The 16298-nt window shown below is 62.3% G+C and carries 17 protein-coding genes; 13 read left to right on the forward strand and 4 right to left on the reverse strand.

Annotated elements, in window-relative coordinates; genetic code table 11:
* The first annotated feature begins 10 nt into the window (after positions 1–10).
* From J3P96_RS17610 to J3P96_RS17645, 8 genes are all read left to right on the forward strand, one after another.
* Positions 11–1072, forward strand: a complete 1062-nt coding sequence (locus J3P96_RS17610; protein WP_434652638.1) for an NAD(P)H-dependent flavin oxidoreductase — start codon at positions 11–13, stop codon at positions 1070–1072.
* A 217-nt stretch (positions 1073–1289) separates the two neighbouring features.
* Positions 1290–2042 (forward strand): molybdate ABC transporter substrate-binding protein, encoded by a 753-nt coding sequence (gene modA, locus J3P96_RS17615; RefSeq protein ID WP_434652639.1) that lies wholly within the window; start codon positions 1290–1292, stop codon positions 2040–2042.
* Positions 2042–2722: a molybdate ABC transporter permease subunit gene (gene modB / locus J3P96_RS17620; protein ID WP_434652641.1), complete on the forward strand. Its 681-nt coding sequence runs from the start codon at positions 2042–2044 to the stop codon at positions 2720–2722. The genes modA and modB overlap by 1 nt, the downstream gene beginning before the upstream one ends.
* Before the next feature lie 3 nt (positions 2723–2725).
* On the forward strand, positions 2726–3805 hold the full coding sequence (gene modC / locus J3P96_RS17625) for a molybdenum ABC transporter ATP-binding protein (RefSeq protein WP_434652643.1): 1080 nt from the start codon (positions 2726–2728) through the stop codon (positions 3803–3805).
* 195 nt (positions 3806–4000) lie between these two features.
* Positions 4001–5038, forward strand: coding sequence for a DNA topoisomerase IB (locus J3P96_RS17630; protein WP_434652645.1), 1038 nt, complete (start codon positions 4001–4003; stop codon positions 5036–5038).
* Positions 5039–5173: 135 nt separating this feature from the next.
* Positions 5174–5737, forward strand: coding sequence for an ATP-dependent Clp protease proteolytic subunit (locus J3P96_RS17635; RefSeq protein ID WP_039592957.1), 564 nt, complete (start codon positions 5174–5176; stop codon positions 5735–5737).
* 230 nt (positions 5738–5967) lie between these two features.
* A complete protein-coding gene (locus tag J3P96_RS17640; RefSeq protein WP_186614672.1) occupies positions 5968–6147 on the forward strand; it encodes a general stress protein in 180 nt (59 codons plus the stop codon).
* Complete coding sequence (locus J3P96_RS17645) at positions 6125–6436, forward strand: hypothetical protein (RefSeq protein WP_434652647.1); 312 nt, start codon at positions 6125–6127, stop codon at positions 6434–6436. The genes J3P96_RS17640 and J3P96_RS17645 overlap by 23 nt, the downstream gene beginning before the upstream one ends.
* 169 nt (positions 6437–6605) lie before the next feature.
* Here the strand turns inward: J3P96_RS17645 and J3P96_RS17650 are convergent, their stop codons facing one another.
* Both J3P96_RS17650 and J3P96_RS17655 read right to left on the reverse strand, forming a co-directional pair.
* The gene (locus tag J3P96_RS17650; protein ID WP_434652649.1) at positions 6606–7358 is read right to left on the reverse strand and encodes an OBAP family protein; all 753 of its coding nucleotides are present in this window, start codon (positions 7356–7358) and stop codon (positions 6606–6608) included.
* An 87-nt stretch (positions 7359–7445) separates the two neighbouring features.
* Positions 7446–7982, reverse strand: a complete 537-nt coding sequence (locus J3P96_RS17655) for a DUF3087 family protein (protein ID WP_434652651.1) — start codon at positions 7980–7982, stop codon at positions 7446–7448.
* A 215-nt stretch (positions 7983–8197) separates the two neighbouring features.
* Between J3P96_RS17655 and ppnN the strand changes: the two genes are divergently transcribed.
* Positions 8198–9571 (forward strand): nucleotide 5'-monophosphate nucleosidase PpnN, encoded by a 1374-nt coding sequence (ppnN, locus tag J3P96_RS17660; protein WP_305495382.1) that lies wholly within the window; start codon positions 8198–8200, stop codon positions 9569–9571.
* 118 nt (positions 9572–9689) lie between these two features.
* Here ppnN and J3P96_RS17665 read toward each other — a convergent pair whose 3' ends face one another.
* The gene (locus J3P96_RS17665; RefSeq protein ID WP_434652653.1) at positions 9690–10355 is read right to left on the reverse strand and encodes an HAD family hydrolase; all 666 of its coding nucleotides are present in this window, start codon (positions 10353–10355) and stop codon (positions 9690–9692) included.
* A gap of 168 nt (positions 10356–10523) precedes the next feature.
* Positions 10524–11870 carry an MATE family efflux transporter gene (locus J3P96_RS17670; protein WP_434652655.1) on the reverse strand — a complete coding sequence of 449 codons (1347 nt, stop codon included), beginning with the start codon at positions 11868–11870 and terminating at the stop codon, positions 10524–10526.
* Between the two features lie 687 nt (positions 11871–12557).
* On the opposite strand from J3P96_RS17670, the gene J3P96_RS17675 reads away from it, so the two are divergent.
* Genes J3P96_RS17675 through J3P96_RS17690 form a run of 4 tightly spaced genes read left to right on the forward strand, consistent with a single transcriptional unit; the run spans position 12558 to position 16288 of the window.
* On the forward strand, positions 12558–13469 hold the full coding sequence (locus J3P96_RS17675; protein WP_434658238.1) for a methyl-accepting chemotaxis protein: 912 nt from the start codon (positions 12558–12560) through the stop codon (positions 13467–13469).
* 11 nt (positions 13470–13480) lie between these two features.
* On the forward strand, positions 13481–13849 hold the full coding sequence (locus J3P96_RS17680) for a response regulator (protein ID WP_042730627.1): 369 nt from the start codon (positions 13481–13483) through the stop codon (positions 13847–13849).
* Between the two features lie 15 nt (positions 13850–13864).
* The gene (locus J3P96_RS17685; RefSeq protein ID WP_434652657.1) at positions 13865–14149 is read left to right on the forward strand and encodes an STAS domain-containing protein; all 285 of its coding nucleotides are present in this window, start codon (positions 13865–13867) and stop codon (positions 14147–14149) included.
* Positions 14150–14188: 39 nt separating this feature from the next.
* Complete coding sequence (locus J3P96_RS17690) at positions 14189–16288, forward strand: chemotaxis protein CheA (RefSeq protein WP_434652659.1); 2100 nt, start codon at positions 14189–14191, stop codon at positions 16286–16288.
* Positions 16289–16298 lie beyond the last annotated feature (10 nt).

The following is a 16298-nucleotide window of genomic DNA, read 5'->3' on the forward strand; positions in this document are numbered from 1 at the left end:
ACACCCGAACATGAGTCAGTGGCCAGACACCCGCATTCTCGACCTGCTCGGCATCGAGCTGCCCATCATCCAGGGGCCTCTGGCCGGCGTAACCGGTCCGGCCATGGTAGTCGCCACCTGCAATGCCGGCGGGCTGGGCTCGATGCCGGCGGCGATGCTCGACGTGGAGCAACTGCGCCAGGCGTTGACGACCATCAGCGAACAGACCGACAAACCGTTCAACGTGAATTTCTTCGCGCACCAGCCACCGGCGTTCGATGCACAACGGGCCGAGGCCTGGAAACAGCGGCTCAAGCCTTATTACGAAGAACTGGGCGCCGACTTCGAAGCGCCGACGCCGGTGTCCAATCGCACCCCGTTCGATGATGCGGCCTGCCGCGTGCTCGAGGAACTGCGGCCCAAGGTGGTCAGCTTCCACTTCGGCCTGCCGGAAAAATCCTTGCTGGATCGGGTCAAGGCCACCGGCGCGAAGATCCTCTCCTCGGCCACCACCGTCGAAGAAGCCATCTGGCTCGAACAGCACGGCTGCGACGCGATCATCGCCATGGGCTATGAGGCCGGCGGTCATCGCGGGATGTTTCTGAGCGAGGACCTCAACACCCAGGTGGGTCTGTTCGCCCTGCTGCCGCAAGTGGTGGATGCGGTGAAGGTGCCGGTGATCGCCACCGGCGGGATCGGCGACGCGCGCGGGATTGTCGCGGCGTTTGCCCTGGGCGCGTCGGCGGTGCAGTTGGGCAGCGCTTATCTGTTCACACCGGAAGCCAAGGTCACACCTTCCCACCACCGGGCGCTACGCACGGCCAGGGAAAGCCAGACCGCCGTTACCAACCTGTTCACCGGGCGCCCGGCCCGGGGCATTGTCAACCGGGTGATGCGCGAAGTCGGCCCGATGAGCCCGCTCGCGCCGGCTTTCCCCCTGGCGGGCGGCGCCTTGATGCCGCTGCGGGCGAAAGACGAAGCGGATTTCGCCAACCTCTGGGCCGGCCAGGCCTTTCCCATGGGTCGCGAGCTGCCGAGCGGCGAACTGACCCGGCGCTTGGCCGAAGAGGCGCTGGCGCGGTTCAAGGGCTGACTTGGTCGACTGACGCCTTCGCGAGCAAGCCCGCTCCCACAGGGTTTTGTGTCGGATCTGATTCCGCATCCACCGTAAATCCAGTGTGGGAGCGAGCCTGCTCGCGAAGGCGGTGGCCCTGTCACCGCAAATTCCCAGCAAAATACCGCGTTCCGTTTCCCAGGCATTCGCTATATATTCTGCTATATAACGAACCCACCCCCACGGAACCCTGCCCATGCGCTCGAACCCTTTCGCCCGGCTGCTGCTGGCTACCTGCTTTTGTGTCAGTGCCGCCCAAGCCGACGAGGTGCAGGTAGCCGTCGCTGCCAACTTCACTGCGCCGATACAGGCCATCGCCGCCGATTTCGAAAAAGACACCGGCCACAAGCTGATAGCCGCCTATGGCGCGACCGGGCAGTTCTATACGCAGATCCAGAATGGTGCGCCCTTCGAAGTCTTCCTCGCCGCCGACGACACCACCCCGGCCAGGCTCGAAAGCGAAGGCGCTACCGTCAAGGGCTCGCGCTTCACCTACGCCATCGGCACGTTGGCGCTGTGGTCGGCCAAGGACAACTACGTCGACAACCAGGGCCAGGTCCTGCGCGACAATGCGTTCAAGCACCTGTCCATTGCCAACCCCAAAACCGCGCCGTATGGCCTGGCCGCGACCCAAGTCCTGGAAAAACTTGGGCTGTCCGCGCCGGTCAAGAACAAGCTCGTCGAAGGCCAGAACATCACCCAGGCCTATCAGTTCGTCTCCACCGGCAACGCCGAACTGGGCTTCGTCGCCCTGTCCCAGGTGTACAAGGACGGCAAGCTGGCAAGCGGCTCAGCATGGATCGTCCCGGCCGAGCTGCATGCTCCGATCAAACAGGACGCGGTGATTCTCGCTAAAGGCCGGGACAACCCTGCCGCCCTGGCCTTGATGGAATACCTCAAGGGCCCGCAAGCCGCCGCCATCATCCAGTCCTTCGGTTATCAACGCTGATGCCGCTGACCGGCGCCGATTACGCGGCCATCTGGCTGACGCTGAAACTGGCGTCGCTGACCACGGTGATCCTGCTGCTCATCGGCACGCCCATCGCCTTGTGGCTGTCGCGCACCCGATCCTGGCTGCGCGGGCCGGTGGGCGCGCTGGTGGCCCTGCCGCTGGTGTTGCCGCCCACCGTGATTGGCTTTTATCTGTTGCTGGCGTTGGGTCCGAACGGCTGGATCGGCCAGTTCACCCAGGCCCTCGGCCTGGGCACACTCACCTTCAGTTTTACCGGGTTGGTGATCGGCTCGGTAATCTATTCCATGCCGTTTGTTGTCCAGCCCTTGCAGAACGCGTTTTCCGCCATCGGCAATCGTCCACTGGAAGTCGCCGCCACCCTGCGAGCGGGCCCGTGGGACACTTTTTTCCACGTCATCCTGCCCTTGGCCCGCCCCGGCTTCATCACCGCGGCGATTCTCGGTTTCGCCCATACGGTCGGTGAATTCGGCGTGGTGCTGATGATCGGCGGCAACATCCCGGAAAAGACCCGGGTGGTGTCGGTGCAGATCTACGACCATGTCGAAGCCCTCGAATATGCCCAGGCCCATTGGCTGGCGGCGGCGATGCTGGGGTTTTCCTTCCTGGTGCTGCTGGCGCTGTACTCCAGCCGTCGCACCCGTGCCGGCTGGAGCTGAGCGATGATCCTGGCAAGATTTCAACTCGACCACGGCGACTTTTTCCTGGACCTGGAAGTGCAATTGCCTGGCCGTGGGGTGACGGCGCTGTACGGCGAATCCGGCTCTGGCAAAACCACTTGCCTGCGCTGCATCGCCGGCCTGGAGCGACCCTCACAGGGCTTCATCGAGGTCAATGGCGAAGTCTGGCAAGACAGTGAGCGCGGCGTATTCGTGCCACCTCACCAGCGCGCGCTGGGCTATGTTTTCCAGGAGGCGAGCCTGTTTGACCACCTGTCGGTACGCGACAATCTGGCGTTCGGCCTCAAACGCGTAGCACCGGCGCAACGGCGCGTGGACATGAACCACGCGACGGAACTGCTCGGCATCGGTCACCTTCTCGACAGGCAACCCCATAACCTCTCCGGCGGCGAACGCCAGCGCGTCGGCATCGCCCGCGCCTTGCTGACCAGCCCGCGATTGCTGCTGATGGACGAGCCACTGGCGGCCCTCGATACGCGGCGCAAAAACGAAATCCTGCCTTACCTGCAACGACTCCACGACGAACTGGACATCCCGGTGCTGTACGTCAGCCATTCCCAGGACGAAGTCGCCCGCCTGGCTGATCACATCGTGCTACTCGATGCCGGGCGCGCCCTGGCCAGCGGGCCGATCGCCGAGACCCTGGCGCGACTCGACCTGCCATTGGCCCAGGGCGATGACGCGGGCGTGGTGATCCAGGGCAAAGTCAGCGCCCATGACCCGCAATACCAGCTACTCACCCTGACCCTGCCCGACAGCCAGCTGCAAGTGCGGGTCGCCCATCAGCCGATGGCTGTCGGCCGGCCGTTGCGGTTCAAGGTACAGGCGCGGGATGTCAGCCTGAGCCTGGCGAACGATGCACAGACCAGCATTCTCAATCGCCTGCCGGTGACGGTCGTCAGCGAACTGGCGGGCGACAACGCGGCTCATGTACTGATCCGGCTGGAGGCCGCTGGCACGCCGTTGCTGGCGCGGATTACCCGGTACTCCCGGGATCAGTTGAAGCTGCATCCGGGGCAGATGCTGTGGGCGCAGATCAAGGCGGTGGCGGTGTTGGCGTAGGTATCGACACAGCCCCTGTGGGCCTGCTCGCGAAGCGGTGGACCCGTTTCCTTCAGTGTTGGCTGTGCTGGCGCTTTCGCGAGCAGGCTCGCTCCCACAGGGGCGATTTGGGTGACGTAAGAAACTCGGCACGACCGCAACGGGCAGCGGTCAATCAATTCACAGGCCATTCGAATTCATCGCCAAGGATCAAACATGCCCGACACCCTGCCGCCCGATGCACTCCCGGCTGATCTGCACTACGTCGACGACACCGCCCCGGGCATCACCCGCCGCAAACTGCGGGGCAAGTTCTGTTACTTCGACCCGTCGGGCCAGCGCATTACCGATCCCGACGAAATCCAGCGGATCAACGCCCTGGCCGTTCCGCCGGCCTACACCGATGTGTGGATCTGTACCGACCCGCGCGGCCACCTCCAGGCCACCGGACGCGACGCCCGGGGACGCAAGCAGTACCGCTACCATTCGCGCTGGCGCGAAGTGCGCGATGCGGACAAGTACTCACGCATGCTCGAATTCGGCCGCACCCTGCCGCGACTGCGCAAACGCCTCGAGGAAATCCTCGCCACGCCCGGTTTCAGCCGCGATAAAGTCCTCGCAACGGTCATCACGCTGCTCGACGTCACGCTGATCCGCGTCGGCAATAGCCAATACGCCCGGGACAACCGTTCCTACGGCCTGACCACGCTGCGCAACAAGCATGTCGCGGTCAACGGCAGCGCCATCGCTTTCCAGTTCCGTGGCAAGAGCGGCGTTGAACACCAGATCACCGTGAAGGACCGACGCCTGGCACGGATCATCAAGCGCTGCCAGGAAATTCCCGGGCAGAACCTGTTCCAGTACCTGGACGAACACGGCGAGCGCCACGCCGTCACCTCTTCGGACATCAACGCCTACCTCAAGACACTCACCGGCGCCGATTTCACCGCCAAGGACTATCGCACCTGGGCAGGCAGCGCGGCGGCGCTGGACGGGCTGCGCACATTGCAGTGGGAAACCGAGACCGAAGCCAAGCGACACGTTGCCGAAATGGTCAGGCAGGTCGCCCGGCAGTTGGGCAATACGCCTGCCGTCTGTCGCAAATGCTACATCCACCCCGCCGTGCTGGAAGGCTTCATGGGCGGTGTGCTGAGCGACCTGCCCAAACCTCGCGAACGCAAGGGACTCAGTGCGCAAGAAGCCGCACTGGCAATGTTCCTGCAGCGTATGGCCCAAGCCGTCGAAGCCTGTTGAGCGAAGCGGCGGCTGATTGCCGGACCTGAACAAGCGCATGACGGAAGTGGAACATCCGACAGCCGGTGGACTCCCAACTGTACAGAGCCGCTGATCCGCAGACTCGTCAACGCGTGAAGTCGAGAGGAGTTTCAGATGTCCGAACACATCGTCCATTTCCATTGCCAGATCGACCAGGGGACCACCGAGCGCTTCCGGGACAATTGCCTGGAAGCCATTGAAAAAGGCGCCGACTCGCTGATGCTCAACCTCTCTACTGTCGGCGGCAGCACCAATTTCGGTTTCACCCTCTATACCTTTATCAAATCCCTTCCGGTGCCCGTGCGCGCGGTGAATGCCGGCAACATCGAGTCGATGGGCATCGTCATGTACCTGGCCGCCAGCGACCGCACAACCACCCCGCATTCGCGCTTCCTCATCCACCCGATGAATTGGTATTTCGGCCAGAAATCGGTGGATCACTCGCGCCTGCGTGAATACCTCTCGAGCCTGGACAACGACGTGGCGCGGTACGTGGAAATCTACGTCAAGGAAACCGCCGGCGCCGCCACGCAACTGGATATCTTCAAATGCCTGTGCGCCGAGGAGCGAGTGATACCGGCGGAAAATTCGCTGGCTTTCGGCATTGCACACCGGGTGGAACAAGTGGTGTTTGCGCCCGAGGCGAAACATTGGAAAGTCAGCGGCGGCGAGGACTGAATCACTCCTTTGATGATGAATAAATACAATTTGCCGCCGCTTGCCTTATTAACTAAATCAATGCTGTACAAGTTCACGCGAGACGGCTGTATAAGTTACCCGGGCGTTAATTCTTTAGTTGATACCGTTCGTCGCCAGCGAAACGTTTTTTTTAAACTTCCATCCGCAGATTTCTTTCACAGTACTGCGAGGCACGTTTTACTCGCTTAACCAAAATGAGGATTCTCGAAATGGCTAATAGCGGAAACAAAAACCCAGGTAACTTCGCAAACGACCGAGAGAAAGCATCCGAAGCCGGCAAGAAAGGCGGACATGCTTCCGGCGGAAACTTTGCCAACGACCGGGAAAAAGCCTCTGAAGCCGGTAAGAAAGGTGGCGAACGCAGCCATGGCGGCGGCAGAAAATCGTAACCCGGAAAAACCGTTGGGGCGTAGCATTGCTGCGCCCTGGCGCTTAAACCTGTCGAGGTCATGCATGAGCCAGGACCGATTCATTGTCAGTTTCATTGCCGACGGCCAGCCCGATAACCGGGTGCTGGCGGCTGACACCGAGACCCTGACCACCGAAGAAGCCGAGGCACTCTTGAGAGTGACCTTCACCGAATTGAAAAGCGTCGGAATAAGCGACGTCCAAGTTCAGAAAAGAACCAAGCCAAACGAAACGGAACATGATGTTCCAGGGCACTTCAAACAGCCGTAATTAATTTATCCCTGCCCCGTGGCGAGGGAGCTTGCTCCCGCTGGGCTGCACAGCAGCCCTGATAATTATCCAATTAAACACAGTATCCAAGTTGATTGCCTTGGGGCTGCTGCGCAACCCAGCGGGAGCAAGCTCCCTCGCCACAAAAGCATATTCGGCAAATTCGCGTTTAATGAGCATGCCCCGTCGGGTCCTTGATCTGCCACACCTGCCCCTTCTGCCAGGCATCCGCACCGGGATCGATTGTCGGCGCTTCGATTGCCGCGCGGGCGCGTTTTTTCTCTTCGCTGGAGATGCCCATCCGGCTGTCGCGCTCACGCACCAACTGCGGGTCGATCTGGCCGTCGGCGGTAAAGCCCATCATCAGTTGCGGAACACCGTAAGGCAGCGCGTTGCCCTGTTCGGTGTGCCAGGTGTGCCAGGTCTTGCCGTAGGTGCTGACAAGGTTTTTCATCAAACGGGTTTCCGCCACCTCGGGAATCCCTGGCGCGATCAGTTGCCCGGACTTCACCTCATGCACATGGCTGTGCCACAACTGTTTTTCGCTGGCCGGCAAGCCCTCGAACAAGCGCTTGCTGATGATGTACTCCACGCCCATGAGCTTGGCGTTGGTGGTGTTGGCATCAAAGATGGCGCACTGGAACACTTCTTCGTTCAGTGCCGTGCAGTAGTGATGCGCTTCCATTTGCCCGGACATCCGCCCGTTATAGAAATGGAAGCCATCCAGGTAGGTGTCCAGCGCTTGCAACGGGGGTTTGTTCTGCATGAGCCCCGCCCCGGCTTCCAGCGTCGCGGTGGTCGGGCTCTTCGCGGCTCCTGGCGCGTCCACCGGTGAATGGCTGTTACCGCCCGCGCAGCCTGCCAACCCCACCGTTGCCACGCAAAGCATGGCCCAGGTTCCTTGAGTGATTTTTCCAGGCATCTCGACTCTCCCTTTCATGACTGTTCATGAGAAAGGCGCCCGATCGCCAGGGTTTGATTTTTCACCTGAGCAACCGACGAGCGGCCGCTAATCGCGGGCCTTATAGGCCTGTTTCACGGTATCGATCCAGGCCGGGTCAAGGCGCGACTGCTCGGGGTCCAGACCGCGCGCCTGCATGTTCTGCAGATGTTCATCGGCCTCGCGACTCAACGAGGCCTGGTCGCTGGAGTTGGCATCCAGCAGGTGCATCTGGGCCAGGCCCAAATGATAGAAGCGCAGCAGCTTCATCGCCGCCGGATCCTGGGCCTGCACCCCAGCCTTTACCTGGTGCATCACGTTGGTAACGCTCATCAGGCTGCGCTTGAGCTGCCAGCCGTACACCGCCGCGGCCATCCACGGCTGTTGCCAGAAATACCCGCGCATGAGCGCGGCCATCAGCAGCACGGCGGCGAAAACCCCGCCCACGTTGAAGCGAAAATTATCGCCCCCGGGTGTGCCGAACAGCATCACCGCCAGGCTCGATAGCAGCATCGCCAAGGCCAGGAATACCAAGGCGAGGATGAGCGTGCTGCGGCGGGTCTGCTGCCGGTAGGTCACGGCGTCCCACGGTTTGATCTCGAACATCGCGTCGCATTTTCCTTGTGTGGCGTGAAAAGACTCGCGCATTATCGCCTCCCCGGTCGATTTGGCTATGCTGGGGCTCATTTGTGTTGCACCGACCCGAAGGACCCGGATCAAAGTCCATGGCGATACCGCAAGGATCGTGCGATCTTCCTGCGTGGACGTTTTTTCAAAGATGCCGCCGTCGTGCGCGCGGCATCGTTTTCAAGGAAAGCTGAATGACTCAAAGACATGTAATCAACGCCTCGGTAAGCCCCAAGGGCAGCCTGGAGACCTTGTCCCAGCGCGAAGTCCAGCAACTGAGCGAAGCCGGTTCCGGCAGCATCTACGATCTTTTCCGCCAGTGCGCCCTGGCTATCCTCAACACCGGCGCCCATGTCGACAATGCCAAGACCATCCTCGAAGCCTACAAGGATTTCGAGATCCGCATTCACCAGCAGGACCGGGGCGTGCGCCTGGAGCTGCTGAACGCGCCGGCCGATGCGTTCGTCGACGGCGAGATGATCGCCAGCACCCGGGAAATGCTCTTCAGCGCCCTGCGCGACATCGTCTACACCGAGAACGAACTGGACAGCCAGCGCATCGACCTGAGCTCATCCCAGGGCATCAGCGACTACGTCTTCCACCTGCTGCGCAACGCCCGCACCCTGCGTCCCGGCGTAGAACCGAAAATCGTCGTGTGCTGGGGTGGTCATTCGATCAACACCGAAGAATACAAATACACCAAGAAAGTCGGCCACGAACTCGGCTTGCGCAGCCTGGACATCTGCACCGGCTGCGGCCCCGGCGTGATGAAAGGCCCGATGAAAGGCGCGACCATTGCCCACGCCAAGCAGCGTATCCATGGCGGGCGTTATCTGGGCCTGACGGAGCCGGGCATCATCGCCGCCGAGGCGCCGAACCCGATCGTCAACGAGCTGGTAATCCTGCCGGACATCGAGAAGCGCCTGGAAGCCTTCGTGCGCGTCGGCCACGGCATCATCATCTTCCCGGGCGGCGCCGGTACGGCGGAAGAGTTCCTCTACCTGCTGGGGATCCTCATGCACCCGGCCAACCAGGACCTGCCCTTCCCGGTCGTGCTCACCGGACCGAAAAGCGCCGCGCCGTACCTGGACCAGTTGCACGCGTTTGTCGGCGCGACCCTGGGCGAAGCCGCGCAGAAGCACTACCAGATCATCATCGACGATCCGGCTGAAGTGGCGCGGCAGATGACCCAAGGCCTGAAAGAAGTGAAGCAGTTCCGCCGCGAGCGCAACGACGCGTTCCACTTCAACTGGCTGCTGAAGATCGACGAAGGTTTCCAGCGCCCGTTCGACCCGACCCACGCCAACATGGCCAGCCTCGGCCTGAGCCGCGACCTGCCGCCCCACGAACTGGCCGCCAACCTGCGCCGGGCGTTTTCCGGGATCGTCGCCGGTAACGTCAAGGACAAGGGCATCCGCCTGATCGAAGAACACGGCCCCTACGAGATCCACGGCGACTCCGCCATCATGGAACCGCTTGATCGCCTGCTGCAGGCCTTCGTCGCCCAGCACCGGATGAAACTGCCGGGCGGCGCGGCGTATGTGCCGTGCTATCGCGTGGTGACCTGATTCGCAGGCACCAGATAGCTAGGTAATGGGGAGCGAGCCTGCTCGCGAAGGCGTCGGGTCAGCCAGATCAATGCTGGCTGAACCACCGCTTTCGCGAGCAGGCTCGCTCCCACAGGGTTCAGCGGTGGCTTGAGAGGCGCATCAAGCCGCCATTCACCGCGACACTCAACCCACGGTAATCCTCGATCTGCGAGTGCAACGTCACCACCGGATGCGTGTGCGTGGCCGTCACCACCATCACGTCCGCCCCCGCCGCCTCGCCGGCCTTGATACCGGCTTCGGCATCCTCGAACACCAGGCATTCCTGCGGTTTCACTTGCAAGCGCTGCGCCGCGAGTAGATAGCAATCGGGGTTTGGCTTGCCGGCGTTCACGTCTTCGGCAGTCACCATCACCGCCGGACGCACAATCCCGGCTGCTTCCATGCGGCGCAAAGCCAAGGCCATGGGCGCCGAGGTGACGATTGCCCATTGCGTCGGCGGCAAGCTTTTGAGAAACGCCAGCGCACCGGGCACCTCGACCACGCCCTCCACGTCCTCGATTTCTTCGACGGTGAGCTGCGCGGCCTCGGCCTGGGCATCCACGCTCGGCAGGTTCTGGCGGGCGACGGTGTCGACAGCGCGCACGCCATGGATGGTCGGCAGGAATGTCGCCACGTCCAGGCCATGACGCATGGCCCAGCGCGTCCAGATCCGCTCGGTGGCGGCGACAGAATTGAGCAGCGTGCCGTCCATGTCGAAGAGGAAGGCGCGGTAGGCGATGGGGGTGGGGAGACTGACAGGCATCGGATCCTCAATGATGAAGGGTGGATGACGGCCACTGTAACATCGTCGTGCCCCGAACCTGTGGGAGCGAGCTTGCTCGCGATGGCGGTGGATCAGCCCGCATCGATGCTGAATGTGCCGACGCTATCGCGAGCAAGCTCGCTCCCACAGGGGCTAAGTGGCGGGCGATTACACCAACCGCTCGATCCGCTGATGCTGCAAGACCCGTTTGTAATACACCGCCTGCAAAATCAGCATGCTCAGGTAAGCCACCGGAAACGCCATCCACACCCCTTGCAGGCCGAAGTGCGCGTCCAGCAGGTAGGCCGCCGGCACTTGCACGCCGATGATGCAGAAGATCGAGATCGCCACCGGCACCAGCACCGTGCCGCTGGCGCGCATGATGCCGCCGATGATGGCCTGGAAGCCGAACACCAGCAGGCTCCAGAGCATGATGTGCAACAGGTGCTCGGCCTGGACCCGCGCCGCCGGGTCGGTGATGAACAGCCCCAGCAGCCAGTGGGACAACAGATACCCCAGCAGCACCAGGCCACCGGTCAGCCAGACGTTGATCAACAGCCCGGTACGCAGGATCGGCCCGAGGCGTTCCAGGTGTCCGGCACCGATGGCCTGGGCGCCGAGGATCGAGGCGGTGATGGCGATCGACAGCGCCGGAAATTGCACGTAATTGACTATCTGCGTCACCGCCCCGTAGGCAGCCGTAGCCTGGGAGCCATGGTGATTGACCAACGCCAGGACGACCAGCTCCGATAACGAAATCACCACCATCTGCAACCCCGTCGGCAAGCCGATGCGCAGCACCTTGGCGAGGATATCCCGGTCCAGGCGCATCGCGGCGAACAGCGCGCGGTCCGGCGCCAAGGCATGCGCCCGCCGGTTGAGGCGCCACGCCAGCATGGCCATGGCCGATGCGGTGCCCACCAGGCCCGCCCACGCCGCGCTCTGGATGCCCATCTGTGGCAATCCCAGCCAGCCACGGATCAGCACCGGCGTCAGCAGCATCCCGACGCTGGTGGATACCAGCAACGCCAGCAGCGGCGAGACGGTATCACTCACACCGCGCAGCAGCTGGGTGAAGAGCACGAACACCAGTAGCATCGGCAGGATCCACATCATCACCCGCGCGTAAGAAATGGCATCTTCGAGCACATCGTCGGGCGTGCCGAGCCCTTGCAGGGCCTCGCGAGCAAAGACGCTGCCCAACACCGCGGCCACCAACCCGATGATCGCCCCCAACAGCAACGTCGAGCCGGCGATCGCCTTCACCGTTCCGGTCTCGCCGGCGCCATAGGCCTGCCCGATCAACACGCCCGCCCCCGCGCCCAGACCAATCACCAGGGCGATGAAGAAAAACACGATGGGAAACATCCCCGACACCGCCGCCAAAGCCTGGGTACCGAGCATCTGGCCGATGTAGATGCTGTTGAGCGTACCGGACATCGACTGGAGGAAATTGGACAGGACCATGGGGGCCAGGAACAGCAGGTAGGTTTTCCAGAGTGGCTGGGCAGGCATGGGGCTCGATGGCAGGTTCGAAATCAATGCCGGGTAATTTAGCTCAATCCTTCCATTGTGTTTCAGCGATCTTGCTTTTGTGGCGAGGGAGCTTGCTCCCGCTGGACTGCGCAGCAGGCCCAAAATCCTTGGGGCTGACACTTCTGGCGAAACCCGATAAAAACGGGGCCGTTGCTCGGCCCAGCGGGAGCAAGCTCCCTCGCCACGGGTTATCCGCAGGTCAGGCCTTCTCGACATTTCTCCGATTTGGTCTATTCTTAGATAGCAATGTGCCATTATTTTTGTCGAAACCGGACGACTGGTCCTCAAGACCGCGTCGGCTTTGCAGATAACCAGTCATTAGCAAATATCCTGTCAGCAACACTGTTCAAGGACCGAACCATGACGTCGTATTCCCACGACCACTCCCCCGCCAAAACCCAGCCACGCATTCTCTGGCACGCCTTGATCGTGGCCATCGCCGCAAGCGTCGGCGTGCTGGCACTTAACGGTGCGAGCACACAGAACATCGGTTTGAGCATCGTGCTGGTGGTTCTTGGCGTGGCCGTCGGCATCTTGGGCGCGCGTTCACAACGTCTTCAACTCGACGAGGCGACGGCCGCGGCCATCACCCGCCACGAGTTGCAAGCCGCCGGTCATGTTTCCCATAAAGCCACCGCGCAGCTCAACGAAGTGATCCTCGGCGCGATGCCGATCTGGGCCAAGCAAGTCGAAAGCTCACGCCAGCAGACTGAAACCGCAATCGTCTCGCTGACCACCCGCTTCACCGGCATCTCTTCGCGCCTCGAAGAGACCGTGCAAGCCTCGCAACAGGCCGCCGGCGAGTTGGCCGGCAGCGGCGGTGGCGGTGCCGTCCAGGTACTGGCGCAGAGCGAAGGCGAACTGGTCAAGGTCATCGACTCGCTGAAAACCACCCAGGCCAGCCGTGATGAAACCCTGACCCAGGTCCGCAGCCTGACCGCCTACACCGGCGAACTGCGGACCATGGCCGCCGATGTCGCGGCGATTGCCGCCCAGACCAACCTGCTGGCCCTGAACGCCGCCATCGAGGCCGCCCGGGCGGGCGAAGCCGGGCGCGGTTTTGCGGTAGTGGCCGATGCGGTGCGTGCACTGTCGAGCAAATCCAGCGAGACCGGCCAGCAGATGTCGGCCAAGGTCGACGTCATCAATACCGCCATCACCCAACTGGTCCAGGCCGCCTCCAGCGGCGCCGACCAGGACAGCCAGTCCGTGGCCGTGTCCGAAGGCAGCATTCAGCGCGTGCTGGAACGCTTCAAAAGCGTCACCGAGCGTCTCGCCGATTCGGCCGACATGCTGCAACGGGAAAGCTTCGGCATTCGCGACGAGCTCACCGAAGTGTTGGTCAATCTCCAATTCCAGGATCGGGTCAGCCAGATCCTCAGCCACGTGCGCGACAACATGGAGGACCTGCATGTGCACATACAGCAGGCCAACCAGTCGCCCGATCAGGCTATCTCCATCGACGCCCGCCAATGGCTGGCGCGCATGGAAACCACCTACGCCACCGACGAGCAACGCCGCAATCATCATGGCGACTCGGCCGCGCAACAGACTTCACAGGAAATAACCTTCTTTTAGGAGAGCCGTTCATGGCTAAAAGTGTATTGGTTGTCGACGACTCCGCGAGCGTTCGGCAGGTAGTCGGCATCGCGTTGAAAAGTGCCGGCTACGACGTGATCGAAGCCAGCGATGGCAAGGACGCACTGGGCAAGCTCACCGGGCAGAAAGTGCACCTGATCATCAGCGACGTGAACATGCCGAACATGGACGGCATCACCTTCGTCAAGGAGGTCAAGAAGCTCGCCAGCTACAAGTTCACGCCGATCATCATGCTCACCACCGAATCCCAGGAATCGAAGAAGCAGGAAGGCCAGGCCGCAGGCGCCAAGGCCTGGGTGGTCAAGCCGTTCCAACCGGCGCAGATGCTGGCGGCGGTATCCAAGCTGATTCTTCCTTGATGGCCGGAGGCTTCGATGCCGCTGCTGTACGAAACAGAAGATGACACCGCGCAGGTGCAGATCGACGGCGAGCTGACGATCTACACCGCCGCCGACCTGGCAGCGCAATTGCTGCCACGGCTGGGGGCCACGCCAAACATGGCGCTGGACCTGTCGCAGATCACCGAGATGGACGGCGCCGGCCTGCAACTGCTGCTGATGATTCAGCGCGAGGCACCCAAGGCCGGGACCCAACTGACGGTGACCGGCCAGAGCAAAGCCGTTATGGACACACTCGCCCTGTGCAACCTCGTTGCCTAGAGGCCCCGCGACACGTCGGACACGACAAAGGATATGAGCGTGAGCATCAATCTCGATCAGGCACAACAAACGTTTATCGTCGAGGCACGAGAGCAGTTGCAGGCGATGGAAGAATCGCTGCTGCAACTGGAAAACGACCCCGCCGACGATGACGCCATCGGCGCAATTTTCCGCGCCGCTCACACCATCAAGGGTTCGGCCGGGCTGTTCGGCCTGGAGCCGATCGTCAGCTTCACCCACATCGTCGAAGACGTGCTCGACCGCTTGCGTGAAGGCAGCGTGGCGGTGGACCCGGGCCTGATCGCGGTGCTGCTCAAGTCCGGCGATCACATGCTTGAACTGATCGACGTGGTCGCCAACCAGGGCTCGACGTTGCAGCCCCCTGCCCTGGCTCGGGAAATGGAATTGTGCCAGATCCTCCAGGAATACCAGGCGCCCCCGACCGCGCCCGAAACCACTACTGCAGAGGCAACTGAAACGAGCGAATCAAGCGACGCGCGCCTCTGGCACATCAGCCTGCGCTTTGGCCAGGAAGTGTTCCGCAATGGCATGGACCCGCTGTCGTTCCTGCGCTATCTGCAAACCCTCGGTGAGATCGTCGAGATCACCACGCTGACCGAAGCGATGCCGGCTATCGAAGCCTGGGATGCCGAATCCTGCTACCTGGGTTTTGATATCGGGTTTCGCTCCTCAGCCGGCCATGCCGCGATCAACGAAGTCTTCGATTTTGTTCGCGAAGATTGCGTCATCGACATCGTTGCCGTGCCAGAGGCAGAGCCCCAGGCGAGCACCGATCTGGTCACCACCGCCCAGACAGCCAGCGAAGAAAGCACCGCCATGGTCACCACCGGCGAGCTGCTGCCAGACCAGCGCAAGACCCCGCGCATGCCGGCCCAGGTCGCGCCCGACAAACAGGCCGTGGCCAGCGACGGCAAAAGCAGGGACGGCACGTACGTCCGGGTCAACGCCGACAAACTCGACGAACTGATCAACCTGGTCGGCGAGCTGGTGATCGCCAGTGCCGGCGCCAGCCTGCTGGCCCGCACGTGCCAGAACGACCCGTTGCAGGAAGCCACCTCATCGGTGTCCGGTCTGGTGGAAGAGATTCTCGACGGCGCCCTGCGCCTGCGGATGATCCCGATCGGCGAAACCTTCAACCGTTTTCGCCGGGTGGTGCGCGACGTCAGCCAGGAACTGGGCAAGGACATCGACCTGATCATCAGCGGCGCGGAAACCGAGCTGGACAAGACCGTCGTGGAAAAGATCGGCGACCCGCTCATGCACCTGCTGCGCAACGCCATGGACCACGGCATCGAAACCGCCGAGGCGCGGCTGGCCGCCGGCAAACCGGCCAAGGGTCACCTGCACCTCAACGCCTACCACGACTCGGGCAGCATCGTGCTGGAAATCGCCGATGACGGCGCTGGCCTGAACCGCGACCGCATCCTGGAAAAAGCCCACGAGCGCGGCCTGATCGCCGCCGGCGCGAACCTGAGCGACCAGGAAATCTACAACCTGATTTTCGAACCCGGCTTCTCCACCGCCCAGGCCGTCACCAACCTGTCCGGGCGCGGCGTGGGCATGGACGTGGTCAAGCGCAACATCACGCTGCTGCGCGGCACCGTCGACCTCGACAGCCAACCGGGCAAGGGCACCGTGGTACGCATCCGCCTGCCGCTGACGCTGGCGATCATCAATGGCTTCCTCGTCGGCATCGGCCAGTCCACCTATGTGATTCCGTTGGACATGGTCCAGGAATGCATCGAACTGAGCGAAGACGATGGCGTCGCCAGTCGCGAACAAGGCTACCTCGACCTGCGCGGCGAAGTGCTGCCGCTGGTGTACCTGCGCGATCATTTCCATCACGAAGGCCCGGCCTCGCGCCGGCAGAACGTGGTGGTGGTGCGCTACGCCGAACTCAAGGCCGGGCTGGTGGTGGATGACCTGCTGGGTGAATTCCAGACCGTGATCAAACCCTTGGGCAAGCTGTTCGGCGCACTGCGCGGCATCAGCGGCTCGACCATTCTGGGCAGCGGTGCGGTGGCGTTGATTCTCGACGTACCTGCCCTGCTCACCCAGATCGCACAAACAGAAAACCGCTACAACCCGACCCCATTACAACAAGCCAACGCTCGCTGACGCTTCAACA

This window comes from Pseudomonas sp. R3-56 (assembly GCF_051132075.1).
Classification (GTDB): Bacteria; Pseudomonadota; Gammaproteobacteria; order Pseudomonadales; family Pseudomonadaceae; genus Aquipseudomonas.

Excerpts from the sequence above, each read along its gene's own strand:
- J3P96_RS17610 (WP_434652638.1), top strand. The coding sequence starts at position 11 with ATGAGTCAGTGGCCAGACACCCGCATTCTCGACCTGCTCGGCATCGAG.
- modA (WP_434652639.1), top strand. The coding sequence starts at position 1,290 with ATGCGCTCGAACCCTTTCGCCCGGCTGCTGCTGGCTACCTGCTTTTGT.
- modB (WP_434652641.1), top strand. The coding sequence starts at position 2,042 with ATGCCGCTGACCGGCGCCGATTACGCGGCCATCTGGCTGACGCTGAAA.
- modC (WP_434652643.1), top strand. The coding sequence starts at position 2,726 with ATGATCCTGGCAAGATTTCAACTCGACCACGGCGACTTTTTCCTGGAC.
- J3P96_RS17630 (WP_434652645.1), top strand. The coding sequence starts at position 4,001 with ATGCCCGACACCCTGCCGCCCGATGCACTCCCGGCTGATCTGCACTAC.
- J3P96_RS17635 (WP_039592957.1), top strand. The coding sequence starts at position 5,174 with ATGTCCGAACACATCGTCCATTTCCATTGCCAGATCGACCAGGGGACC.
- J3P96_RS17640 (WP_186614672.1), top strand. The coding sequence starts at position 5,968 with ATGGCTAATAGCGGAAACAAAAACCCAGGTAACTTCGCAAACGACCGA.
- J3P96_RS17645 (WP_434652647.1), top strand. The coding sequence starts at position 6,125 with ATGGCGGCGGCAGAAAATCGTAACCCGGAAAAACCGTTGGGGCGTAGC.
- J3P96_RS17650 (WP_434652649.1), bottom strand. The coding sequence starts at position 7,358 with ATGCCTGGAAAAATCACTCAAGGAACCTGGGCCATGCTTTGCGTGGCA.
- J3P96_RS17655 (WP_434652651.1), bottom strand. The coding sequence starts at position 7,982 with ATGTTCGAGATCAAACCGTGGGACGCCGTGACCTACCGGCAGCAGACC.
- ppnN (WP_305495382.1), top strand. The coding sequence starts at position 8,198 with ATGACTCAAAGACATGTAATCAACGCCTCGGTAAGCCCCAAGGGCAGC.
- J3P96_RS17665 (WP_434652653.1), bottom strand. The coding sequence starts at position 10,355 with ATGCCTGTCAGTCTCCCCACCCCCATCGCCTACCGCGCCTTCCTCTTC.
- J3P96_RS17670 (WP_434652655.1), bottom strand. The coding sequence starts at position 11,870 with ATGCCTGCCCAGCCACTCTGGAAAACCTACCTGCTGTTCCTGGCCCCC.
- J3P96_RS17675 (WP_434658238.1), top strand. The coding sequence starts at position 12,558 with ATGCCGATCTGGGCCAAGCAAGTCGAAAGCTCACGCCAGCAGACTGAA.
- J3P96_RS17680 (WP_042730627.1), top strand. The coding sequence starts at position 13,481 with ATGGCTAAAAGTGTATTGGTTGTCGACGACTCCGCGAGCGTTCGGCAG.
- J3P96_RS17685 (WP_434652657.1), top strand. The coding sequence starts at position 13,865 with ATGCCGCTGCTGTACGAAACAGAAGATGACACCGCGCAGGTGCAGATC.